Below are 23,475 nucleotides of genomic sequence, written 5' to 3'. Positions count from 1 at the left end.
CTAATTGACACGCTTTCCATTGTGACCGAAGGGCGTCTGAGCGTGAAGCGCAAACTTTGAGGGCGCATACCTTCCATCCATCATGCGCTCGATGAGTCCCTCGAGCTCGAGTGAGCCCAGGAGTTTGAGCACGCCGACGGCATCGAGGGAGACGAGCGCGGCAATGTCATCGACCTTGAGCGGCGAGGCAATGAGCGCGTGCATCACGGCCTGCTGCGTGGGGTCCAGATCGGCGATACCGGGCGCATCGGGACGCGAATAGCGCAGGGTGCCGTAAATTCGCGAGATGGCCATCTCAATAGACTCCTCGTCAACAATGCAGCAGGCCCCGTTGGCGATGAGGTAGTTGGTCCCACGCGACTCTGGTGACAAAATGGAGCCCGGTACCGCGAGCAGTTCGCGCCCCAGGTCCATGGCGGCCTCCGCTGTCGAGAACGTGCCCGAGGGCATGCCGGCCTCCGACACGAAGAGCGCCTGCGAAAGCGCGGCAATCACCCGGTTACGCCGCGGAAAGGCAAATTTGCGTGGCCCCATACCCCAAGGCGAGATGGACACGACCGCGCCGCCCGTATCGATCGTGCGCGCGATGAGCCCTGCACTCGAGCGCGGGTAAACCACGTCGGCGCCCGTACCCAACACCACGACGTGCCTGCCACCAGCGTTGACCGCGGCCCAACCCGAGGCCTGGTCGCAGCCGACCGCACCGCCCGAGACCACCGTCACCCCCGCCTCGACCGCAACTTTTGCGGCCAGCTCTGCCACGGCAAGGCCGTACGGCGAGGCCTTGCGAGCGCCGATGATGGAGAGCGCGGGCATCGACAGTGCGGCGGGGTCGCCACGCACATAAAGCGTCTGGGGTACATCGGAGAGCTCCAAAACGGTATCTGGATACAACGCATCATCGGGATGCAGCTCAAAAGTCTCCTCGGGCATTACTGGTCCCTCCTCCCCTGGTACATCGCCGCCTCGAGCACGTGGTCTTGGGTTACCCGCTCACTTTCGGCAACATCGGCAATCGTGCGCGCGATACGCACCAAGCGCACGATGCCGCGCCCTGTGAGATGCGTGCGCCTCGACAGGCCGAGCACGCACTTTTCCGCCGCCCCATCGAGCGCAAAGGTCGAAACGACGCCGTCGATGGAACGTGACTCATCGTCCTCGGCCTCGGCATCTGCATCGTCCATACGGGACTCACGCCAGGCACGAAATGCCCGACCCCGCACAACATAGTCACGTAGTTCAGCTGACGACATACCCTCGGCGCCCTCGATAATTACCTGCGGGTCGGGTCGGGTCACGTCAATCATAAGGTCAATACGATCGGCCAAGGGACCACGTAGCTTAGACCGATAGCGCTCAACCATCGAAGCCGAGCAGCGGCACGGCACCTCGCGATCGCCCAAAAAGCCGCAGGGACAGGGATTGCTCGCGGCAAGCAGCTGGAACCGCGAGGGAAACGTGAAAGCCCCATCGACGCGTACGATCTTGACGTAGCCGCGCTCTATGGGCTGACGGAGTGTCTGCAGCACGCTGTTGGGAAACTCGGCAAGCTCGTCTAAAAAGAGCACGCCGCCGTGCGCTAGGCTAATCTCGCCCGGGTGCACCGGCCGTCCGCCGCCAATAAGGCCCGCAGTCGAAATGCTGTGGTGGGGGCTACGGAACGGCCGGTGTCCCGCCAGCAAACCATCGATGTTCTCGCCCAAGACCGAATGGATGCACAGCGCCTCTTGCTGATCCTCGAGAGAAAGCTCGGGCAAGATACCCGTCATGCGGCGTGCGAGCATGGTCTTGCCCGAACCCGGCGAGCCAATCATAAGCAGGCCGAGCTCCCCCGCCGCCGCAAGCGCAATGCCGCGCTTGGCAACCTCCTGCCCCAGCACATCGGCATAATCAAGTTCTGGCTCAAACGACGCCTCGACACCCTCGGAATCCAGATAATGCCGAGCCGCCTCGCCCATACCGCGGGCGAGCTGAGACAGATGGTCGATAAAGCCACAGTCCACACCGGCAAGCGGTACATGTTGATCCGACCTTCCCGCAATAAAGGACAGACCCATATCACGCGCCAACAACTGAAACGCAACCTCGCCTTTTACGGGCAGCACGCTACCATCCAGCCCGAGCTCACCGGCAATAAGGCAATGGTCTAGATGGTCGCGGGGAATCTGCCCATCGGCCGCCAGTACAGCGATGGCAATCGGCAGGTCAAAACCACTGCCCGTTTTACGGATGTCGCCCGGAGCCAAGTTGACGGTAATGCCCGCTCGTGGAATCTCAAATCCCGCCGAGCGCATTGCGCAGCGTATGCGGCCACGCGACTCCATCACCTCCATACTTGGAATGCCAAGCATTTGGATACCCGGAATACCGCCGGCAAGCGAGACCTCGACCGTGACGGGAATCGCCTCGACGCCACGAATACATGCAGCGTGGACGGCAAAGGTGTCAAACGCCATCACGATACCTGCCAATCGAATGCGTTGTATTGATGCTCAATCTCCGCAATATGACCGCCGCGGATAGTAACGCCCACCGCGTCGAAGCGAATCGCCTTAAGGGGATAGTGATCCATAAGGTAACAACTCGCGATACGGCGGTAGCGACGCTGCTTCTGGGCGTCCACCGCCTCCTCGGGAAAGACCCGCGTGTTGCAATCTAGGGCGACGCGCCTTGTCTTGATCTCAGCCATCACCACGACATCATCAAGTTCATCAAGCAGTACCAGATCGGCCTCGCCCTCGGGACACCGGTAGCCCTGTTCCAAGAGGGCATAGCCGCGCTCGCGAAAGTAATCGATTGCAATAAGCTCGCCCAGCATGCCCAGTTCTCGAGGACTGAGGCCCTTAATGAACCCAGGCGTAATCGACGCGCAATCAATCTCCCCGCTCTCCCAAAGCTCTTTGAGCTGTTGCGTCTTGCTCTTTGCACTTGCGGCGCACATGGGGTCTCCTTTCCCGCGCACGATATTGACCCGATCATGGGGCCGCCTTTCTTGCGGGTAAGTACCAAAAGAAAACCAAAGTCCAACCAAAAACAAACAAAAAAGGGACCGCATGCAACAATTGCGTTGCATGCGGTCCCCACCAGCTGGTTTATAAAATCCCAGAAGTCCCTGTCTCCATATTTGCCTTAAAAAAGACGCTCCGTCTGCAAAAAATTTCCGCAGAAGCTCACACGATGCAACGGAGAAAGGCCATGTTTACGAATAGCCTCAATGTGCTCGGGGCTCGCATAGCCCTTTGACTCAGCAAGATGATATTCGGGATACTCGGCATCGTACTCGACCATCATCTCGTCACGCGTGACCTTGGCCATAATGGAAGCAGCGGCGATGCAGGCGATTTTGGCATCTCCCTTGATCACATCGCGCTCGTTGGGAACGGCGCCCAAAGGGTTGCCGTCCATAAGCACGCAATCGGGCTCGAGCCCCGTATCGGCCACGGCGCCCGCAACGGCAGCGCGGATGGCGCGGGCCATGCCCATCTCATCGATGTCCGCAGGCGCGATATGGCAAAAACCAATGGCCGTAGCCACCTCGGCAATCTGCACCGAGAGCAGCTCACGACGGGCAGGCGTGAGCTTTTTGGAATCGTTAATGCCCCAAACGCGCGGCTCCATGGGAAGGCAGACAGCGCAGACCGTCAACGGGCCGGCGACAGAGCCGCGCCCCACCTCGTCAACACCAACGACCACGCCATCGCCGCCAAGCTCATGCATAAGCTCGTACATGCCGTTGACGCGCTCGCGCTCGGAAAGTTCCTTGGCATGGCGCTTAAGTGCGCGTTCGCAAGCCTTGATCACCTGCTGGCGCGGATCCTCGCGATAGTGCTCCACGAGGGCGGGAATCTCCTCGAACGTGGCACTCGCCAGCTCGCCGGCAACCTGCGATGCCGAAATCGAGCTCGTCATATTGGCCATACCAGGCCCTCCTTGCATGGAAATCAGATAAAAAGAAGGGCCACCCGAAGGTGACCCTTGTGTCCAAACGAGTGGACAGACGCTGCGATCTTCTTAGCGCTTCTCGGGGATGCGAGCAGCCTTGCCCACCTTGTCGCGGAGGTAGTACAGCTTGGCGCGACGGACGCGACCATGACGGACGACCTCGAGCTTGGCGATCTTGGGGCTGTGAAGCGGGAAGGTACGCTCAACACCGACACCGAAGGAAATCTTGCGGACGGTGAAGGTCTCACGGGCACCGGCGCCGGCCATGCGGATGACGTCACCCTGGAAAACCTGGATGCGCTCGCGGTCGCCTTCCTTAATGCGGTAGTGAACCTTGACGTTGTCGGCAACGCGGACCTGCGGGATGTCCTCGCGGATCTGCTGACGCTCGATTGCGCGGATGTAATCCATGTGCAATTCCTTACTCTTCTAGAGGTGCCGTACCACCTTGGCCGGCACGTAGTTGAACAAACGTATTCGAGTATACACGCGCGGGTTTCTGCTGCAAGAACAATTTTTTTCGCAGACAAAAAGACAAAACCCGCACATGATAACCGCCCGCCTCACAAATGAGACGGGCGGCATGAAGGGGGCTACGCTAGGGGTCTATACACTAAACGCTAGGCGGAACGCTTGGCATCGAGCTTGGCCTGGGCGGCAGCCAGTCGTGCGAGGGGCACGCGATAGGGCGAGCAGGACACGTAGTCCACATCGGCCACGTTGAACAGGCCCTTGATGGACTTGGGGTCGCCGCCGTGCTCGCCGCACACGCCAAAGTGCATGTCGGGGTTGGCGGCGCGACCCTTCTCGACTGCCATACGCACCAGCTCGAGCACCGCCGCGTCGATGGTCTCGAAGGGATTATCCTTCAGGATCTTCTTGTGCATGTACAGCGGGATGAACTTGGCCTCGGCGTCGTCGCGCGAGAAGCCGAAGGTTGTCTGGGTGAGGTCGTTGGTGCCAAAGCAGAAGAAGTCGGCATGGTGGGCGATCTCGTCGGCGACCATGCAGGCGCGCGGCAGCTCGAGCATCGTGCCCACGGGAATATTGAGCTCGACGCCCTCCTCGGCGGATACCTCGGCGATCACGCGCTCGATGACCTCGCGGGTCTGGACGTGCTCGGCTGTGATGGAAACGAGCGGGACCATGATCTCGGGGCGCGGGTCAACGCCCTCCTTGATAAGGCGGGCAGCAGCCGTGGCGACGGCGCGAACCTGCATGAGCGGCAGATCGCCAAAGACAACGGACAGGCGCACACCGCGCAAGCCGAGCATCGGGTTGGACTCAACCATGCCGTCGATTCGACGCAGGCGGGCACGCAGGGTGGCAAGCTCTTCCTCGCTGGCGCCGGCGGCTTCCTTCTTGGTGATGGCGACCTCGAGCTCGCGAGGATTATCCAGGAACTCATGCAGCGGCGGATCGAGCAGGCGAACGACCACATCGCGACCGGACATAGTCTTAAACATTGCCAAAAAGTCCTCGGTCTGAACCTTGAGCAGGTCGGCAAGGGCCTGCTGCTTCACGGCCTCGTCGTCGGACAGGATAAAGCTCTGGATAATGTTCTTGCGGTCGCCCAGGAACATGTGCTCGGTGCGGCACAGGCCGATGGCCTCGGCGCCAAACTCGAGTGCGAGCGCGGCATCCTCGGGGTTGTCGGCGTTGACGCGCACGTGGTTGGCGTGACCGTCGGTCTCGTCCAGGCGAATCTCGTCTGCCCAGGACAGAATGGTGTCCAGGTCGCCGGTGAGCTCGGCGGAGACCAGATCGACGGCGCCGTCGACGACAATGCCCTGGGTGCCGTCGATGGAGATGATGTCGCCCTCGTGCAGCACACGGTCGCTGCCCTCGATGCGCACGACCTTCTCGGCGGCGTCAATATGGAAGCGCTCAACGCCGCAGACACAGGGCGTACCCATACCGCGGGCGATAACGGCAGCATGGCTCGTCTTGCCGCCGTGGCTGGTAAGGATGCCCTCGGCAGCGACCATGCCCTTCAAGTCGTCGGGGTTGGTCTCCCAGCGAACCAGAATGACCTTGTGGCCCTCGTTGGCGCGCGCGACGGCATCGTCGCTCGAGAACACGACCTCGCCTACGGCGGCGCCGGGGCTGGCGTTAAGGCCGCAGGCCAGGGCCTCGTACTTCTTGGAGGAGTCGAACTGCGGATGCAGAAGCTGGTCGAGCTGCGCCGGATCGATGCGACTCACGGCCTCCTCGCGGGTGATGAGACCCTCCTCGACCATCTCGATAGCGATGCGCAGCGCGGCGGTTGCGGTGCGCTTGCCCACGCGGGTCTGAAGCATCCAAAGTTTACCCTGCTCGATGGTGAATTCGATATCGCACATATCGCGGTAATGATCCTCGAGCGTCAGGAAAACGCGCTCGAGCTCCTCACCAGCAGACTCGAGGCCCGGGGTGGTCTTGAGGTCGGCGATGGGCTCTGTGTTGCGGATGCCGGCGACGACGTCCTCACCCTGGGCGTTAACCAAAAAGTCACCGTAGAACTCCTTGGTGCCATCGGCCGGATTGCGCGTAAAGGCGACGCCGGTCGCAGAGGTCTCGCCTTTGTTGCCAAAAGCCATGGCCTGGACGTTGACGGCAGTGCCGAGCTCGTCGGAAATGCCATGCTGTTTGCGGTAGATGCAGGCGCGCTCGTTCATCCAGCTGCCAAAGACGGCCTGGATGGCAAGGCGCAGCTGGAGCTCCGGATCGTGCGGGAAGACGGGCTTGCCGTCGACAACCTCGAGCTCGGGATACAGGGCAGCCTCGACGTTCTCGGAGAAGATGCCCTTGAAGGTCTCGACGAGCTCCTGCAGGTCCTCGGCCGAAAGCTCGGAATCGACGCGAACGCCGGCGACCAAGCGAGCCTGGGTCAGGGCGTTCTCAAACAAGTCGGCATCGACACCCATAACGACGTTGGAGAACATCTGGATAAAGCGGCGGTAGCTATCCCAGGCAAAACGCGGGTTTTGCGTCTGGGCAATGAGGCCCAGAACGGAGTCGTCGTTAAGGCCCAAGTTGAGGACCGTGTCCATCATGCCGGGCATGGAGAACGGAGCACCCGAGCGAACCGACACGAGCAGCGGGTCGGATGCGTCACCAAGCTTCTTGCCGCAGCGGGCCTCGAGATCGGCCTCGGCGGCAACGATCTCATCGAGTGCGCCTTCGGGCCACACGTTGCCGGCACCGGAGTACTCGACACAGGTTTGGCAGGTAATGGTAAAGCCACCGGGAACCGGCAGGCCGATGCGGCTCATCTCGGCAAGATTTGCACCCTTGCCGCCAAGCACGAAGTTCATGGACTTGTCGCCCTCAGTGACACAGGTGCCCTGGGCGTCGGTTCCAAAACGGTAAACCCTCTTGCAATCGCTCACGATACTCCCCTTCCATGCGCTGTCGCGCACGACCGTGGTAACGAATCGACCCGCCGGATGCGAGCCGTGAGGGTACTATACGGCGGGTATTGGAAGTGCTTGCGTAGAGGGTGCGAGGTTTGGTAAACGTGGTAAAACTGACGGTAAACGGTAGATAAAGGTGGTTACCTTATGAAGATACCAGTGTACGAGACTTGCAGGTTAACTGAAAGAACTTTGCTAAATCGCTTTACCATAAGTAGCTAATTTGGGACGGGGCTTTTTTAGCTACCCCGTCGGCAATCGGCCAAAAAGCTCGCGGCCTCAGCCGTGGTAGCTAAAAAAGCCCCGTCCCAAATTAGCTACTTTTGTTGGGCTCGGCGAGCGGCACGACGGGCTCGAGCTTCTTGGATTTCCTCCAAATGACCGATGATCTCGGATGCACTCTCCTCAATCGCCTTACCGTCGGTACGCACCACAAAACAGCCTAGGCGCTTCATGAGGGCACGGGCTTCCTCAAGCTCGCTGCGCACACTCTCGGGCTCGGCATAGGAGCCGGCGACGGCGCGGGCGTAGTCATCGCCCAAGCGGCTGTCGCGAATCTCAGAAATTACGTCAACGGTCGAAATCAGGCCGAACAACCGCATCGGGTCGACCTCGTAAATCGACTTCGGCGGCTCCATGCCGTGCGCCAGCGGAACGTTTGCGACCTTGTAACCCTGATAGGCCAAATACATCGACAGCGGCGTTTTGGACGTACGCGACACGCCCAGCAACACGATATCGGCCCCCGAAAGGTCGTCGCAGCCGCGCCCGTCATCGTGCTCAACGAAATACTCCATAGCCTCAATGCGGTGGAAATAGCGGTCATCCGTTTTGTGAATAACGCCCGCAACGCCCTTGGGCGGCACACCGATGAGCGACGACAGCACGGCAAGGGTCGGACCGATCAGGTCGACAGAGCGAATATGCAGCATACCCAGGTAATCGAGCACGCGGGCGCGAAGCGCCGGATCGACGATAGTGTGGAACACGGCGATATCACGATGGTCCGCATCGACGCGCGGGCCCACAAACGACTTGACCTGCTCCACCGAGTTCACTTTGGGCAAGCGCAAGAGACGAAAAGCCCCTTCATCAAATTGCCCGGACGCCGCAAGCACCACCTCACAAGCGGTATCACCGAGCGAGTCGGAGATAACGATAACGGTGGGACGAGCGGTGACCGGGCAATCCATGCGGGGCTCCTTTTGCGCTTATGCGCAGGCTGGCTTACTTTTTGCGGGCAAGCTCACCGATGTTGGCGATGCCAGAGAAAACGGCCTCGAAGCGGGTGAGCAGCTTAAGGCGATTATCGCGGAGCTGCTCGTCCTTGTCCATGACCATAACCTCGTCGAAGAAGCGGTCGATGGGGGCACGCAGGGCGGCAAGGGCGGCAAATGCGGCCGGGTAATCCTCGGCAGCAAGGGCGCCATCGACAGCGGTCTGAGCAGCCTCGGAGGCATCGGCAAGCGCGAGCTCGGCCTCACCCATCAGGCTGCGATCGTACTCCATACCCAACTCGGGCTTGGAGATGTGCGCGGCGCGGGCATAGGCGGTAGCCAGGTTGTCGAAGGTCTCGGCATCGTTCTTACGAGCCTCGTCGAGCGCGGCGCAGCGGGCGAAGAAGACGGACGGAGCGATGATGTGCACCGCGGAGACGGCGGCGACGGTATCCGCCGGAATCTTCTCGTCGCGGGCCATGCTCACCAGACGGCCGTGGAAGAATTCACGGACCTGCTGGGCGACCTCGGCGGCGTCGAACTCGATGCCCTGCTCGCTATAGAGCTCAAGGGCAAAGTCGATGAGCGTCGTGGGGTCGATCGGCAGACGATCGCGCAGGATGTTGATAATGCCGATAGCGGCGCGACGCAGCGCGTACGGGTCGGAAGAGCCGGTCGGGGGCTCACCGATGGCAAAGATACCGGCAATGGTATCGAGCTTGTCGGCACAGGCCACGATGCAGCCAGCGGTGCCCTCGGGCAGCTCATCGCCGGCAAAGCGGGGACGATAGTGATCGCGAATGGCGTGGGCGACCTCGTCGTTCTCCCCCATCGCAGTCGCGTAATAGCCACCCATCACGCCCTGCTGGCTCGTAAACTCGACGACGGCGTTGGAAACCAGGTCGGCCTTGCACAGGTGCGCGGCGCGAGCGGCATCGGCAGCGAGGTGGGCGCCCAGATGGGCCTCGCGGGCAATAGCGAGCGCGAGCTGCTCAATGCGCTCGGACTTGGCGAGCACGCTGCCGAGCTTCTCCTGGAAGGCAACCTTGGCCAGTCGCTCACGGAACTCGTCGAGGGAGATCTTCAGGTCCTCCTCGTAGAAGAACTTGGCATCGTCCAGACGGGCGCGCACGACGCGCTCGTTGCCGTCGATCACACGCTCGGCATTCTCGGGCTTGCTGTTGGAGACGACCACGAACTCACGCGTGAGCTTGCCCTCGCCGTCATAGATCGGGAAGTAGCGCTGGTTGGTGAGCATGGACTCGCAGATGATCTCGTGCGGGACCTTGAGGAACTCCTCGTCGAAGGTACCGACGAGCACCGTCGGCCACTCGCAGAGGTTAATGACCTCCTCGAAGACCTTCTTGGGCGTGTCGACATGGCAGCCAGGGCGAGCGGCCTCGACCTCGGCAATACCGGCAAGGATGGCCTCGCGACGACGCTCGGCAGAGAGCACGCCGGCGTCCTCGAGCACCTGCTCGTAGACGGCGGGGCTGGCGACAACATGGTCACCGGCGCCCAGCACGCGATGTCCGCGCGTGGTATTGCCGCTCGTCACATCGGCAAACGTCACGGGCACAACGTCCTCGCCCAGAAGGCAGCAGATCCAACGGACCGGACGCACAAACGTAGCGTGCTCGTGGCCCCAGCGCTGGCTACGGTAGTTGGGCCACTGCAGGCCTGCGATCGTCTTCTCGCACAGGGCCGTCAGAATAGGGGTAGCCGGCACGGAGGGAATGTTCTTCTCGGCGAATACGTACTCGCGGCCGTCGGTATCCTCACGACGGATCAGGTCCTCGGCAGCCACACCGCACTTGCGGGCGAAGCCCTGGGCGGCCTTGGTGGCGTTGCCGTCGGCATCGAAGGCAATGTTTGCCGCAGGGCCGCGCTTGACCTCGTGGACCTCATCGGTCGCGGTGGCGACGTTGGTCACGAGCGCAGCCAGACGACGCGGGCTCGAGATCACGCGGACCTCGCCATGGGCCAGGCCGGCCTCGTCGAGGCCCTTGGCGATCATATCGCCAAGCTGCTTGACGGCATTGTTCAGCGGTGCGGAGGGCATTTCCTCCGTACCGATCTCAAACAGGAAATCCTTAGCGTCTGCCATGGCTTACGCCACCTCGCCTTCCTGGTCGGCATTCTCGTTAACTCCGGCGACCTCGGCCATATAGGCCTCGCAGCACGCCTTGGCGACGGCGCGGACGCGCAGGATGTAGTTGGCACGCTCGACTGCGGACAGGGCGCCGCGGGCATCGAGCAGGTTGAAGGCATGGCTGCACTTCATGACGCAGTCGTATGCGGGCAGCGGCAGCTTGCGCTCCAGACAGGAGTGGCACTCGGCCTCGTAGTCGTCAAACTTCTGACGCATCATCTCGACGTTAGCGACCTCAAAATTGTAGGCGCTAAACTCGCGCTCGTTCTCCAGGAACACGTCACCGTAGGTCATGGGCGTGCCGTCGGGCAAATAGCTCCACACCAGGTCATAGACGGAGTTGACGCCCTGGGCGTACATGGCGATGCGCTCCAGGCCGTAGGTGATCTCGACGGGCACGGGGTCGACCTCGATGCCGCCCACCTGCTGGAAGTACGTAAACTGCGTGACCTCCATGCCGTTGAGCCAAACCTCCCAGCCAAGGCCCCAGGCGCCGAGCGTCGGGCTCTCCCAGTCGTCCTCGACAAAGCGGACGTCATGGTCGTTGGGGTCCAGGCCAATGGCGGCAAGAGACCCCAGGTAAAGCTCCTGAGCATTAACCGGGGAAGGCTTAATGAGCACCTGGAACTGATAGTAGTGCTGCATGCGGTTGGGGTTCTCGCCGTAGCGGCCGTCGGCGGGACGGCGGCAGGGCTGCGCATAGCAGGTGCGCCACTCGGCAGGACCGAGCGAGCGCAGCGTGGTCGCGGTATGGAAGGTACCGGCACCGACCTCGGAGTCATAGGGCTGCATAATGACGCAGCCCTGCTCGCCCCAGTACTGCTGGAGGCGCAGGATGATGTCTTGGAAGGAAAGCGATGAAGCGTTCATGCCTCTAATATCCCCTCGTCGAAACGATTACACGGTTAGGTACTGTACTATAGCGGTTTTTAGTCGATAGCGCCCAGACGGTTGAGCGGCCAGTAACGCACGAGCGCCACGGCGATCAGGTCCGAACGGTCGACCGGGCCAAAGTAGCGTGAGTCGGCTGAGTTCTCGCGGTTGTCGCCCATCACCCACACGCACCCGTCAGGGACGGTGTAGGGATAGCTCACCTGAGCACCAGGCGCCTGGACCGACAGTGGCCAGCTCATGCCCGTCGTATAGTCCTCGTCGAGCGCTTGGCCGTCAACGACCACCTTGCCGTCCTGCAGGTTGACCGTCTGGCCGGCCGTAGCGATGACCCGCTTGACGAGCACATCGTGCTCAGAGGTGCCATCGGGGTTGTGGAACACCACAATATCGCCCTGTTTGACAGGCTGGCCGAGCTCAAGCGTCACCTTTTGCGCCAGGATCTGGTCGCCAATCTCGATAGTGGACTCCATGGAACCGGTGGGCACCACAAAGGGCTCGACCACAAAGGTGCGAATCAAGAAGGTGGCGACGAGCGCGATTGCGACGACCACGACCCACTCAAACGCGCCCTTTAGCATGGAATGCTGCGACGGAACCATTCTCACTCCTCGCTCTGCGAATACGAAGCGTCCAAAATCTCCTGCGCGTACGCACGCTCCTGGGGCGTAAGCCGCGCCGTCTCAATTAAGTCGGGACGCCAGCGACAGGTGCGCTCGATGGCGTTCTTGCGGCGCCAAGCGTCAACCTTGGCGTGGTCACCACTTACAAGCACGGGAGGCACGCCCTCGCCGTTAAACTCGGCAGGACGGGTGTACTGCGCGTACTCGAGCAGCCCACCGTCCTCGGCGGTCGAGAATGATTCGTCAACGTTGCTCATCTCGTCACCAAGCGCGCCGGGAATCAGACGCACGACGGCGTCAGCAACGACCATAGCAGGCAGCTCGCCGCCCGTGAGCACATAGTCACCGATCGACAGGCGCTCATCGGCATAGGCATACGCGCGCTCATCGACACCCTCGTAGCGGCTGCACACAAACAGCAGGCGCTCGCTTTGGAGCAGGCGCTCGGCTACATGCTGCGTAAAAGGCTCACCGCAGGGCGTAAAGAACACCACGGTGGGTTTGGGGCCCTCAGAGCTGATGGCCTCGATTGCCTCGGCAATAGGCTCTACCTTCATGAGCATGCCCTGACCGCCGCCGTACGGCTCGTCATCGACGGTACGATGGCGGTCGTGCGTCCAGTCGCGCAGGTTATACGCCTTAAAATCAAAAAGGCCGGCCTTGCGGGCACGGCCCAAAATCGATGTGGACATGACGGGTTCAAACATCTCGGGAAAGACCGAAAGGGTCTCGATCAGCATGTTGTCCTCCCTACTTGTCCATATCGATCAAGCCGTCCATAACGTGGACGGATATTGCTCCCCGATCGGGAAGATCGAGCACAACTTGCTCGATCACGGGAATCAGCACCTCGCCATACCGATCACCCTCGACAACCCAAACGTCGTTGGCGGGCGTCGACATAATCTCAACGATCGTTCCGAGCGACCCAAAGCGCTCGTCAACCACCTCGCGACCCATAAGGTCGGTATAGGCAGCGTCAAGCGAATCGAGCTCAAAGTCATCACGGTCCGCCAGAACGAAACAACCCGTGATGCCCTCGGCGGCCGTCAAGTCGTCAATGCCCTCAAACGAAACCAGATCGCCATCGCCCGTATCGGTAACGGATATAACCGTGCAAAAGCGGTCACGCTTGAGCGCCGGTGGCGTCAGGGCGACACGCATACCCGGCTCCAATACAGAAGGAAGCCCCCGCAGCGGCTGCGCGAGGACCTCCCCCTTCCTTCCATGCGGCTTAACCACACGGGCGATGTTTTTGTACTGGGACCTCAAGGTCCTAGCCCAGAACCTCTACCTCGACGGAAGTGTCGAGGCGAGCGGCCAGTGCACGGGCGAGCGTGCGAATGGCCTTGATGGTACGGCCGCGACGGCCGATGACCTTAGCTACGTCATCCTCGGCAACCGAAACCTCAATAGTTGAGGCATCGTCGCCATCGATAACTTCCAGGCTCACGGAATCCGGGTCGTCGACGATCTGAACAACGAGATATTCGACGAGATCGGCGATGCGATCTGAGAGCATTGCCTCACCCTCGAGCTGTGCAGCGTCAACCTCAGGCACGATTTACTCCTCGGCGCCCTCAGCGGCCTCAGCGGCCTCAGCGGCCTCAGCGGCAGCCTTAGCGGCCTCGGCCTCTTTGGCGAGCTGCTTCTTGGACTTCTTGACGACGGTCTCGGTCTTCTCGCCCTCGTTGGCGGCCTTGACCAGGGCGGCGACAGCGTCGGTGAGCTGAGCGCCCTTGGACTGCCAGTCGGCGATCTTCTCGAGATCGAGGTTGATGGTCTTGGGGGCGGTCATCGGGTTGTAGCGGCCAACCTCCTCGATGATACGACCGTCACGCGGGGCGCGGGAATCGGCGACGACGACACGGTAGTACGGACGCTTCTTAGCGCCGTGACGAGCAAGGCGAATCTTGACTGCCAAAGGAAACTCCTCCAACCAAGCAGCTTTAGGCTGCAACTACAAACAAACAGTTGAACATAATACGCCATCGACGCGGGCAGGTGAAGTCCGTGAGACCAACTTCTTCGGTGTAGTCGAAGGCAAATCCATATCTTAGACAAGAATTCGCGATTTGCAAGCACATCCACGCACCCCACATGAGCTGCGCGGTATACTCATGCCATGAAAAGATGCGAACATACATACGGTTATGAGGATACTGCGGGCGTCACGCCGCCGCCCTGGACGGGTCCGGCGGTGGGTCTGATGGATCTCGATGCGTTTTTTGCGAGCGTGGAGATGCTCGATCATCCCGAGTGGCGCGGCAAGCCGCTTATCGTTGGCGGAGACGCCGAATCGCGCGGCGTCGTCTCCACCTGCTCATACGAGGCACGCCGCTTTGGCGTGCACTCCGCCATGCCCTCGGCCGAGGCGCGCCGCCTCTGTCCGCAGGCCATTTGGACACACGGGCATTTCGATCGCTACCACGAGGTTAGCGCACAGGTCATGAATATTCTTGCCGACGAGACACCACGCGTTGAGCGCGTGTCCATCGACGAGGCCTTTATCGACATCACGCCGGGCCGCTTTGCGCCCGAGGACCCACTGCTCGTCGTACGACGCATCAGCGATCGCGTGGCGGCACTGGGGGTGACCTGCTCCATCGGCGTCGGTTGCAACAAAACGGTGGCCAAGATTGCAAGCGAGCGAGACAAGCCGTTTGGGCTTACGGTCGTACGCCCGGGAACTGAGCAGCGTTTTCTGGCACCGTTACCTGTTTCTGCCATGAGCGGTATCGGGCGCTCGGCCGAGGAGCGGCTGCGCCGCATGCGGATTTACACGCTGGGCGAGCTGTCGCGCGCACCGGAATCCACACTGTCTTCGATTTTTGGCGTTAACGGCGAGCGCATGCGCCAGCGTGCGTTGGGGCTCGAGGTTTCCGAAGTCACGAGCCTCGATGAAGAGCGTGAGGTCAAGTCGGTAAGCAATGAGCGCACCTTTGCGAAAGATTTGACCGAGCGCGGGGACATCGAAGCGGCGATTGCACTATTGGGCGAATCCGTCGGACGTCGCCTGCGCCGCCAGGGGCTTACCGGCACCACGGTGACGCTCAAACTTAAGTACTCGTACGGCAGCGGTCGCTCGGCACAGCGACGACTCCCTCATCCCACCGACGACGAGAACATCTTTGTGGCGGTAGCGATCGAGTTGCTCGACAACATCTGGCAGGAAGGAATGCATGTACGCCTTGCCGGCATAGGCATGAGTGACTTCAATCATCAAGGCGGCATACAGACCGACCTGTTTTGCGAAGTCGACGACCGCGGAGCCCAATCCAGCGACCGCCGTGACCTCTCCGTCGCCATCGACGCGGTCCGAGACAAGTTCGGCGACACCGCCCTATCCTTCGGCCGCCAATCACGCTTCTCCTCCCACTAAGTAGCTAATTTGGGACGGGGCTTTTTTAGCTACTTTAGATTGTCAGGGTAGTACGGGGTAGCTAATTTGGGACGGGGCTTTTTTAGCTACCCTTCAGCTGGCAGCGAATCACCCGGGGCCGGAATAAAACTCAACCGATTTGTAGGGTTAGCTAAAATAGCCCCGTCCCAAATTAGCTACCCAACCCATACCTGACGCGGTCGCAACACAGACCTCGTCCAAAATGAGCTATTTTTTGACTTTGACCTTTTGTATGGTGCAGTGTCCAATGCCCGTAAGGCGGACGATCTGTTTAATCGAAAAGCCCTCGCTCTTCAAAGTACGAATGCAGGCATCGCGCGCCCCCTTTGGCAAAGCCTTAAGGTGATGAGGCTCGTACGGCTTAAGAAGCGCCTGCGCAAACTCCAGCGCATCTGTGTCGCTCACATGAGCGCCGTCACGGAAGCAATAGCGATTGGGCTCACCCGAGGTGCTGAAGGCAAAAAATCTCTGAGAGTCACCGAGCAACCCGAGAACGCAATCCGTTTTACAGATACCCGGATATCCCATATACTCGCGAAAGCTGCTCCATCGATACAGCGAAGCGGTCCCAATCCTCGCCTTCGCGGGATTGTCGTGAATGTATCTCACGCAGTTGAGCAGCTGATCATCATCGAGGATCGGCACACTCTTAAATCGATCCTGGAAAACAGGCCCCTTCCTGCCTGTCTTTGAGTTGAAATACATGGCATACGCCGTCGTAATCGAATGCATGCAATCGCTCAGATGAACATGCTCGTCGTCAAGCAGAAGATGAATATGGTTATCCATAAGGCACCACGCGATGACATCCACTTTAAACTTCTGGCATTTCGAAGCAATCAGCCGAATCAGATAGAGCCGATCTTCGTCATCCTCAAATATGAGTTGGTCGGCACATCCCTTTTGGACGACATGGTAAAAACCATATACAGAGATTTCTCGCGCAGTCCGAGTCATACGCATCCCCTCCTCTACAGATGACAATTACGTTACCCGAGCCAGAGTAGAAAAAAACGTACTGGGAGCTATAAATCGCGATGTTCGGCGAACGGTAGGTAGTAGCTAAAAAAGCCCCGTCCCAAATGAGCTACTAGAGGAGGTCCAGGGAGAGCTGGGGAGCGTCGCCCCAGAGCTTTTCGAGGCGGTAGAACTCACGCGCCTCGGGAGTGAAGACGTGGACGACAACCGAACCGTAGTCCATGAGCATCCAGGTCTTCTGCTCGCGGCCCTCAATGGAAAACGGGTGCTCGCCGCAAGCCTCGGCGACTTTCTCCTCAATCTCGTCGACGATGGAATCAACCTGGCGGTTGTTGGTGCCGGTAGCAAGGACAAAGTAGTCGCACACATCGGAAAGCTCAGTCAGATCGAGCACCTGAACGTCCTCGCCTTTCTTGTCGTAGGCGGCCTGCGCGGCAGCGCGGGCGACATCCTCGGCGGCGACACCGCTGGCGGAGAGCGTCGCGGCAGTGCGGTCGGACGTGGCCACGAAACTCTTGTGCTCCACACCTTCAAGAATCTGCTCGTCAGTCATGGTCTCATCGGCCATGGAATACCTCTTTCTAGACAGCCCGAACTAGCGCAGCTGGGCGTAATGGTTGTAAATCGTAATAGCCGTGGGATAAAGATAGCGCCCGGACTGGATCACATAGACAAGACCCTGCGCAAAACAGGAGAAGAACAACTCGTCAAGCGAGGACTTCCCCACCATCTTGCGCAGCGCATGGGCATAATCGCCGTGGCGGTTGGGTTCGATGGCATCGGCCACAAAGACCACCATATCGAGTGGCGTCATGTCGCAAGCGCCCACGGTGTGACGGTCGACAGCCTGAAAGACCGCCGGCGACAGCTCGGGAAAAAGCTGCGGAAGCTCATAGGCGGCAACCGGGCCATGCAAAAGCGGCGTCGCGGCAGACGGAGAGCCGGCAATCTTAATGCCATAATGCAGAGCGCGCGTGACCAGCTCGTCGTCGGAGAGCACTTTGTCCCAGTCATGGATCAGGCCGGCGGCAGCGGCATCAAAGCGGTCGACGCCGTATACCTCGGCTAGGTGCAGCGCCGTCTCGGCAACCCCGAGCGAATGCACGTAGCGCTTACGCTTATCCTTCATGCGCACATCGAGCAACTCGTGGATACGCGTCAAGAGCGCGCGCTCGTCGCCCTCAAACTGATCTTCTACCGACAACGTTTCCCCCCGTCAATCAAAATCGTCTTGCCCAAGATCGGCATACAGGCCGCGTTTACGGATATAGCCGAGCACGGACTCGCTCGTAAGATAGCGCACGCTCATGCCGCGGGCAACCCGCTTGCGGATGTTGGTCGAGCTAATCGCCAGCGCCGGAATCTGAATATAGCGCACATCGAATGGCAGCCCCGATTCCTTAATCCTCGACCGGGCCGTATCGATGTCAAAGCCGGGACGCGTCGCAGCGATAAAGGTTGCCAGTTCGGCAATCTCATGAGCATTGTGCCAGGTCACAATATCGATAATCGCATCGGCACCCGTAATAAAGTAAAGCTTCACCTGTGGCGGGTAAAACTCGCGAAGGGCACGCAGCGTATCGGCTGTATAGGTGACACCGGCACGATCGATCTCGAAGCGGCTTGCCAAAAAGGCCGGGTTCGCGGCAGTCGCGAGGACTGTCATGGCATAACGGTCCTCGGCAGGCGTCACCGGTTTGTCGAGCTTAAAGGCAGGAGAGCCGGCCGGCATAAAAAGCACAGCGTCCAAGTCGAGCGACTCGCGAGCCTGCTCGGCGGTAACCAAGTGACCGTAATGAATCGGGTCAAAGGTGCCGCCCATAATGCCAAGCCGAAACTCGTGCCCATCCTTGATGGGCAGCTCAGGCAATCCGATTCCACCGCGCAGCGACATGGCTTACTCGCCCTCCGGGGTCTCAATAACGTCGACTTCGGTAGCGCCTTCGGAGCCCTCGGCGACATGAGCCACGTCCGCATCCTCGGCCGCTACGTCAATAACCTCAACGCCAGCATCCTCGAGCTCGTCCTCGAACTCCAAGAAGTCCTCGGCGCCCTCAAAGTCAAAGGCGCGCTGGCAAATGCGAACCTCGTCGCCCGCACGGCAGCCGGCCTTCTCGAGCGCGTCGTCAACGCCCATGCGGGCAAACTTATGCTGCAGGTAGATGACGGCTTCCTCGTTTTCCCAGTCGGTTTGGATAACCATGCGCTCGATCGCGCGACCAACCACGCGGAAAGCACCCGGCTCTTCCTCAACAATGCGGAAGCGCTTCTCGCGCTGCAGACGGCGACGCTCCCACTCCTCATCGCGCAAATCGACCGGCTCATCGGAAACCGCAAGCTCCGCGCGGAGCTTAGCCACCTGCTCGCCCACGGCAAGCATCAGCGTGTTGAGGCCGGCACCCGTAACGGCGGAAACGGCAAAAAACATGTGGCCGTCGTCGAGCGCCGCGCGCTTAAGGTCGGCAATCTTGTCAGCCGTGCCCGGCGCATCGCACTTGTTGGCGACAACGATCTGCGGGCGCTCCGAGAGCTCGGCACCATACTGCTCGAGTTCGCGGTTAATGATGCGATAGTCCTCAACCGGATCGCGATCCTCAAAACCGCCCGTCATATCGACAACGTGCATGATCAAAGCAGTGCGCTCAATATGGCGCAGGAACTGGTGACCCAGGCCCTTGCCTTCACTCGCACCCTCGATGAGACCGGGGACGTCGGCAACGACATAGGAGTACTCACCGGCACGCACCATGCCCAAGTTGGGCACAAGCGTGGTAAACGGGTAGTCGGCGATCTTAGGACGGGCGGCGCTCATACGCGCGATGAGCGAGGACTTGCCCACCGAGGGAAAGCCCACGAGCGCGGCATCGGCCATAAGTTTCATCTCGAGCTCGATCCAGTGCTCCTCGGCCGGCTCACCCAGCTGGGCAAACGCGGGCGCGCGGCGCACCGACGTCACAAAGTGAGTGTTGCCCAGACCGCCGGCCCCACCGGGCGCCACGACAACGCGCTCGCCATCGTGCACCAGGTCGGCAATCTCGAACATCGGGGTCTGCGTCTCGGGATCGAGCTCGCGGACTACGGTGCCCATGGGAACTTTCAAAATCAGGTCCTCGCCGCTCTTGCCATTGCGACGGGCGCCCCGGCCGTGCGTGCCGCGCTCGGCACGGAAGTGATGCTTAAAGCGGTAATCGATCAGCGAAGACAGCTGAGCATCGGCCTGGATGACGACATTGCCGCCACGACCGCCGTCGCCGCCATCGGGGCCGCCCTTGGGAACAAATGCCTCGCGCCTAAACGACATGCATCCGGCTCCGCCGTCGCCGCCGCAAACGTTAATGCGGCTGATATCGGTGAACTGTGACAACAGAATCGCCTCCTACAAAAAAAGAGGGAGACCCTTGAATCCTAAAACTCAAGTGCCTCCCACATATGTGCTCTATGAAGGGTGAATTACGCGTTCGCGAGCGGGCGTACGCTGACCCTGTGCTTGATACCCTTGTGGAACTCAACGGTACCGTCGACCAGCGCGAACAGCGTGTCGTCCTTGCCACGGCCAACGTTCGCACCCGGGTGGATGTGCGTGCCATGCTGACGGACGAGAATCGTGCCCGTGGTTACCGTCTGGCCGGCGAAGCGCTTCGTGCCAAGGCGCTGACCGCGGGAGTCACGGCCATTACGGGAGGAACCGAGTCCTTTTTTGTGTGCCATTGTGTATACCTACTCTTTCGTTACGAGTGTAATCTACTCGGCGACGGGAGCCTCGGCAACAGCCTCAGCCTCTGCCTTGACAGCCTTCTTGGCGCGGGAGGTAGCCTGAACCTTCACGATCTTCAGCTTGGTGAGCTGCTGACGGTGACCCTTCAGACGACGATAGCGCTTACGCTTGTGGAACTTGAAGACCAGCTGCTTCTCGCCCTTGAACTGCTCAACGATCTGAGCGGTAACCTTGGCCTTGGACAGCTTGTCGGGATCGGTGACGATCTTCTTACCATCGTTGAGGAAGATGACCGGCAGGGTGACCTTGTCGCCCTCATTGCCCTCGATCTTCTCGACGGTGATGACATCGTCGGTGGCGACCTTGTACTGCTTGCCGCCCGTGTTAACGATTGCGTACATGTTTACTTGCCCTTCATGCATCAGTTAGTGCAACAGCCGAATATAGTAGCAGGCGATAATATCCCCGTCAACGAGTATGTGGAGCAAATCCACAAGTTCGCACAGGTATGGGGCTGACGAGTCGGCCCTCGTCGTCTTCGCATGCTTGATTCTGACGCTCGACATCGTAGGAGCAGATGGTCACGAGGTCTTGCATACCGGTGGAAACAATAGGTGCATCGACGCCCGGGGTCAAGCCCTGCAACAAAACATCAGCAGCAGAAAGCAAAATCTCCGGACGCATGGAGCCCTCGTTGTCGGCATGGGTGTCGAGTATGAGTACCAGATGCTCCGGGCGCTCCCCCGCCTTAAGCTCGTAGCCCACGAGCGTATGGTCCAAGTCCAGGCGCTTGCTCTTTTTGCCGCGCGCATAGTCGATGCCGTGGCCCGCACGCAACGTGTCAATCGCGGCGCGCACCTCATCGGCGCTCACGGGTGACTCAGGGTCCAGATGCAGGTCGATGCGGTACGACAGGCGCGTGAGCTGCGCCGTCAGCGCCGGCGTGCGCACGTCGATGTAGGCGGCCTCGATGGGCGCCAAATCGGCCGGAGATGCCGCGGCCAGGCGCCCAAAGGCCTCGTCGAGCGCGACGAACTCGGTCATAAACAGGTCATACCACTCGCAGGTCGACGACGTGCCCACGGGCAGCGCCGACGAAAAACCCACACGCATATGCGGCGAGAAACCCTGCGTCACAGCATAGGGCAGCCCCGCGCGACGCACGATACGCTCAATGGTATGGATTAGTTCCAGGTGGCCCAGGTACTTGAGACGATCGCGTTTGCCGTAGCGAACGCGAAGCCTAAAGAGCGTGGGGTTGTCGGTCAAGCGCTCACTCATGCACGATCACCCACCAATACGTTCTTGGCGTGGAGCGTGGGGCAGATTCCGCAGCCGGTGCACGACGTGCGGGTGCAGTCGGGGGTCGTGACACCCTCCAGCGAGCGACGGTACTCGCGCTCGAGGAAGCCACGCGAGCAGCCGGGGCTCACGTGCTCCCAGGGCAGGTGCCAGTCCAGCTCGTAGGGCAGGTGCACGAGCTCGTTGAGGTCGATGCCGTTTTTGGCCGCGGCCTCCTTCCAGTTATCGAGCGAAAAATGCTCCACCCAGGCGTCAAAACGCGAACCGGCACGCCAGGCATCGATGATGACAGGCGTCATGTCGCGGCCTGCACGAGACAGCGCCGCCTCGATAAGCGAGGTCTCGGCATCGTGGTAGTGCACGCGGACCGCACGGTTGCGAACGCTCGTAATGAGGAGCTTCTGACGGCGTTTGACGTCGTCGTAATCGAGCTGCGGGCACCATTGGAAAGGCGTGGCGGCCTTGGGAATAAACACCGACACCGAGATGGACACCGAGATGGAGCCGCGGCGCGCCTTGGGTACCACGGAGCGGCCGAGCTCCAGCACGTGGTCGGCCAGGTTGGCGATGGCCACGATATCCTCATCGCGCTCACCGGGAAGACCCATCATAAAGTAGAGCTTCATGCGGTTCCAGCCGGCCTCGAAGGCCGCCTTGGCCGCGCGGTCCACGTCCTCCTCGGTCACGTTCTTGTTGATGATGTCGCGCATACGCTGACTGCCGGCCTCGGGGGCAAACGTCAGGCCGCCCTTCTTTTCGCCGGCGACCGACTCGGCCATATCCACGCCAAACGAATCCAGGCGCTGCGAGGGAATGGACACGCGAATGCCCGTATCTTCCAGGCGGCGGTTGAGCCTGCCAAGCACGTCGCGGATGCAGGAGTGGTCGGTGGTCGAAAGCGACGTGAGCGACACCTCGTCATAGCCGGTCTTTTCCAGGCCCTGGATCACCGAGGACACGATCTGGTCTGCCGAACGCTCGCGCACCGGGCGATACGTCATGCCGGCCTGGCAAAAACGGCAACCGCGAGCGCAGCCGCGCAGGATCTCGATAGACAGGCGATCGTGAACGAGCTGCGCATAGGGCACGCACGACTGCGACAATGGATTGGTAGCGCCAAAGTCCTCGACGACGCGCTTGTAGACCACCGGCGGCACGTCCTTACCCTCGCGCGGCACGGTATAGCCGTGCGGTGAGCAGGGTTCGTCATAGCGCACCTCGTACAGCGAGGGCACGTAGGTACCGGAGACGGTCGCGAGCCGCTCGACAATCTGGGCGCGCGGGACACCCTCGTCACGCAGGCGGCGATGCAGGTGGCAGATCTCGAGCAGCGACTCCTCACCCTCGCCAATCAGGATGGCATCGAAGAAGGCCGCATACGGCTCGGGGTTATAAACCGAAGGTCCGCCGGCGACGACGATGGGATCGTCCTCGGTGCGGTCAGCAGCCAGCAGCGGAATGCCGGCGAGGTCGAGCGCCTCGAGAAAGTTTGTCACGGCCATCTCGTGCGGCACGTGCATACCGACGATATCAAACGAGGCCACGGGCGCTGCGCCCTCGAGCGACAGCAGCGGGATACCGGCCTCGCGCATGGCATCGCCCATATCGGGCCACGGCACATAACCGCGCTCACAGGAGATGCCCTCGGCCTGGTTAAGGATGTTGTACAGGATGGCGATACCCTGGTTGGGCAGGCCGACCTCGTACACGTCCGGGTAAATCATGCAGCAACGATAGTCGGCATCGGCCTTGGAGAGCGTACCCCACTCGTGGTCGATATAGCGACTCGGCTTTTCGACCTTCGCGAGCAACGGCTCGATCAAATGAAAACAGTCTTGGTATGGAACGCGCAAAAGA

General features: G+C 60.6%; 24 protein-coding genes. 1 reads left to right on the top strand and 23 read right to left on the bottom strand.

Going from position 1 to position 23,475, the window contains the following annotated elements:
- From ACTM82_RS02105 to rpsP, 14 genes are all read right to left on the bottom strand, one after another.
- Positions 1-933: a DNA-processing protein DprA gene (locus ACTM82_RS02105; protein WP_441054251.1), complete on the bottom strand. Its 933-nt coding sequence runs from the start codon at positions 931-933 to the stop codon at positions 1-3.
- The gene (locus ACTM82_RS02100) at positions 933-2,456 is read right to left on the bottom strand and encodes a YifB family Mg chelatase-like AAA ATPase (protein WP_154516248.1); all 1,524 of its coding nucleotides are present in this window, start codon (positions 2,454-2,456) and stop codon (positions 933-935) included. The genes ACTM82_RS02105 and ACTM82_RS02100 overlap by 1 nt, the downstream gene beginning before the upstream one ends.
- Complete coding sequence (locus tag ACTM82_RS02095; RefSeq protein WP_154516246.1) at positions 2,456-2,941, bottom strand: YraN family protein; 486 nt, start codon at positions 2,939-2,941, stop codon at positions 2,456-2,458. Before ACTM82_RS02095 ends, ACTM82_RS02100 begins: the two co-directional genes overlap by 1 nt.
- Before the next feature lie 188 nt (positions 2,942-3,129).
- Complete coding sequence (locus ACTM82_RS02090) at positions 3,130-3,918, bottom strand: ribonuclease HII (protein WP_441054253.1); 789 nt, start codon at positions 3,916-3,918, stop codon at positions 3,130-3,132.
- A 93-nt stretch (positions 3,919-4,011) separates the two neighbouring features.
- The gene (rplS, locus tag ACTM82_RS02085; protein WP_117583231.1) at positions 4,012-4,353 is read right to left on the bottom strand and encodes a 50S ribosomal protein L19; all 342 of its coding nucleotides are present in this window, start codon (positions 4,351-4,353) and stop codon (positions 4,012-4,014) included.
- A 209-nt stretch (positions 4,354-4,562) separates the two neighbouring features.
- The gene (ppdK, locus tag ACTM82_RS02080; RefSeq protein ID WP_441054255.1) at positions 4,563-7,313 is read right to left on the bottom strand and encodes a pyruvate, phosphate dikinase; all 2,751 of its coding nucleotides are present in this window, start codon (positions 7,311-7,313) and stop codon (positions 4,563-4,565) included.
- A 341-nt stretch (positions 7,314-7,654) separates the two neighbouring features.
- Positions 7,655-8,530, bottom strand: coding sequence for a pyruvate, water dikinase regulatory protein (locus ACTM82_RS02075; protein ID WP_154516238.1), 876 nt, complete (start codon positions 8,528-8,530; stop codon positions 7,655-7,657).
- A 34-nt stretch (positions 8,531-8,564) separates the two neighbouring features.
- On the bottom strand, positions 8,565-10,661 hold the full coding sequence (gene glyS, locus ACTM82_RS02070) for a glycine--tRNA ligase subunit beta (RefSeq protein ID WP_441054257.1): 2,097 nt from the start codon (positions 10,659-10,661) through the stop codon (positions 8,565-8,567).
- Positions 10,662-10,664: 3 nt separating this feature from the next.
- Positions 10,665-11,576, bottom strand: a complete 912-nt coding sequence (locus ACTM82_RS02065) for a glycine--tRNA ligase subunit alpha (RefSeq protein ID WP_006236091.1) — start codon at positions 11,574-11,576, stop codon at positions 10,665-10,667.
- Between the two features lie 59 nt (positions 11,577-11,635).
- Positions 11,636-12,199: a signal peptidase I gene (gene lepB / locus ACTM82_RS02060; RefSeq protein WP_441054258.1), complete on the bottom strand. Its 564-nt coding sequence runs from the start codon at positions 12,197-12,199 to the stop codon at positions 11,636-11,638.
- 2 nt (positions 12,200-12,201) lie between these two features.
- Complete coding sequence (trmD, locus tag ACTM82_RS02055; RefSeq protein ID WP_154516229.1) at positions 12,202-12,960, bottom strand: tRNA (guanosine(37)-N1)-methyltransferase TrmD; 759 nt, start codon at positions 12,958-12,960, stop codon at positions 12,202-12,204.
- Between the two features lie 10 nt (positions 12,961-12,970).
- Entirely contained in the window at positions 12,971-13,462 is a 492-nt protein-coding gene (rimM, locus tag ACTM82_RS02050) for a ribosome maturation factor RimM (protein ID WP_441054260.1), read from the bottom strand.
- Between the two features lie 34 nt (positions 13,463-13,496).
- Complete coding sequence (locus tag ACTM82_RS02045; RefSeq protein WP_154516529.1) at positions 13,497-13,742, bottom strand: KH domain-containing protein; 246 nt, start codon at positions 13,740-13,742, stop codon at positions 13,497-13,499.
- A 42-nt stretch (positions 13,743-13,784) separates the two neighbouring features.
- Positions 13,785-14,144: a 30S ribosomal protein S16 gene (gene rpsP / locus ACTM82_RS02040; RefSeq protein WP_441054262.1), complete on the bottom strand. Its 360-nt coding sequence runs from the start codon at positions 14,142-14,144 to the stop codon at positions 13,785-13,787.
- Between the two features lie 201 nt (positions 14,145-14,345).
- Between rpsP and dinB the strand changes: the two genes are divergently transcribed.
- The gene (gene dinB, locus ACTM82_RS02035) at positions 14,346-15,602 is read left to right on the top strand and encodes a DNA polymerase IV (protein WP_427793429.1); all 1,257 of its coding nucleotides are present in this window, start codon (positions 14,346-14,348) and stop codon (positions 15,600-15,602) included.
- A gap of 228 nt (positions 15,603-15,830) precedes the next feature.
- Here the strand turns inward: dinB and ACTM82_RS02030 are convergent, their stop codons facing one another.
- The 9 genes from ACTM82_RS02030 to ACTM82_RS01990 all read right to left on the bottom strand — a co-directional run bounded on the left by ACTM82_RS02030 (position 15,831) and on the right by ACTM82_RS01990 (position 23,471).
- Positions 15,831-16,580, bottom strand: a complete 750-nt coding sequence (locus ACTM82_RS02030) for a transposase (protein ID WP_195838550.1) — start codon at positions 16,578-16,580, stop codon at positions 15,831-15,833.
- Positions 16,581-16,713: 133 nt separating this feature from the next.
- Complete coding sequence (rsfS, locus tag ACTM82_RS02025) at positions 16,714-17,169, bottom strand: ribosome silencing factor (RefSeq protein ID WP_409064967.1); 456 nt, start codon at positions 17,167-17,169, stop codon at positions 16,714-16,716.
- A 27-nt stretch (positions 17,170-17,196) separates the two neighbouring features.
- A complete protein-coding gene (gene yqeK, locus ACTM82_RS02020) occupies positions 17,197-17,730 on the bottom strand; it encodes a bis(5'-nucleosyl)-tetraphosphatase (symmetrical) YqeK (protein WP_427718844.1) in 534 nt (177 codons plus the stop codon).
- 87 nt (positions 17,731-17,817) lie between these two features.
- Positions 17,818-18,495, bottom strand: a complete 678-nt coding sequence (nadD, locus tag ACTM82_RS02015; protein ID WP_427718693.1) for a nicotinate-nucleotide adenylyltransferase — start codon at positions 18,493-18,495, stop codon at positions 17,818-17,820.
- A gap of 3 nt (positions 18,496-18,498) precedes the next feature.
- On the bottom strand, positions 18,499-19,965 hold the full coding sequence (gene obgE, locus ACTM82_RS02010) for a GTPase ObgE (protein WP_441054264.1): 1,467 nt from the start codon (positions 19,963-19,965) through the stop codon (positions 18,499-18,501).
- An 86-nt stretch (positions 19,966-20,051) separates the two neighbouring features.
- Entirely contained in the window at positions 20,052-20,309 is a 258-nt protein-coding gene (rpmA, locus tag ACTM82_RS02005; protein WP_154516202.1) for a 50S ribosomal protein L27, read from the bottom strand.
- Positions 20,310-20,342: 33 nt separating this feature from the next.
- Positions 20,343-20,717 carry a 50S ribosomal protein L21 gene (rplU, locus tag ACTM82_RS02000; protein ID WP_441054266.1) on the bottom strand — a complete coding sequence of 125 codons (375 nt, stop codon included), beginning with the start codon at positions 20,715-20,717 and terminating at the stop codon, positions 20,343-20,345.
- A 67-nt stretch (positions 20,718-20,784) separates the two neighbouring features.
- Entirely contained in the window at positions 20,785-21,597 is an 813-nt protein-coding gene (locus tag ACTM82_RS01995; RefSeq protein WP_441054268.1) for a TIGR03936 family radical SAM-associated protein, read from the bottom strand.
- Positions 21,594-23,471, bottom strand: coding sequence for a TIGR03960 family B12-binding radical SAM protein (locus tag ACTM82_RS01990; RefSeq protein WP_427795657.1), 1,878 nt, complete (start codon positions 23,469-23,471; stop codon positions 21,594-21,596). Before ACTM82_RS01990 ends, ACTM82_RS01995 begins: the two co-directional genes overlap by 4 nt.
- Positions 23,472-23,475: the final 4 nt, after the last annotated feature.

Source organism: Collinsella sp. HCP3S3_E5 (assembly GCF_052067635.1).
Classification (GTDB): Bacteria; Actinomycetota; Coriobacteriia; order Coriobacteriales; family Coriobacteriaceae; genus Collinsella.
This window is presented reverse-complemented; position numbering and strand designations above follow the sequence as displayed.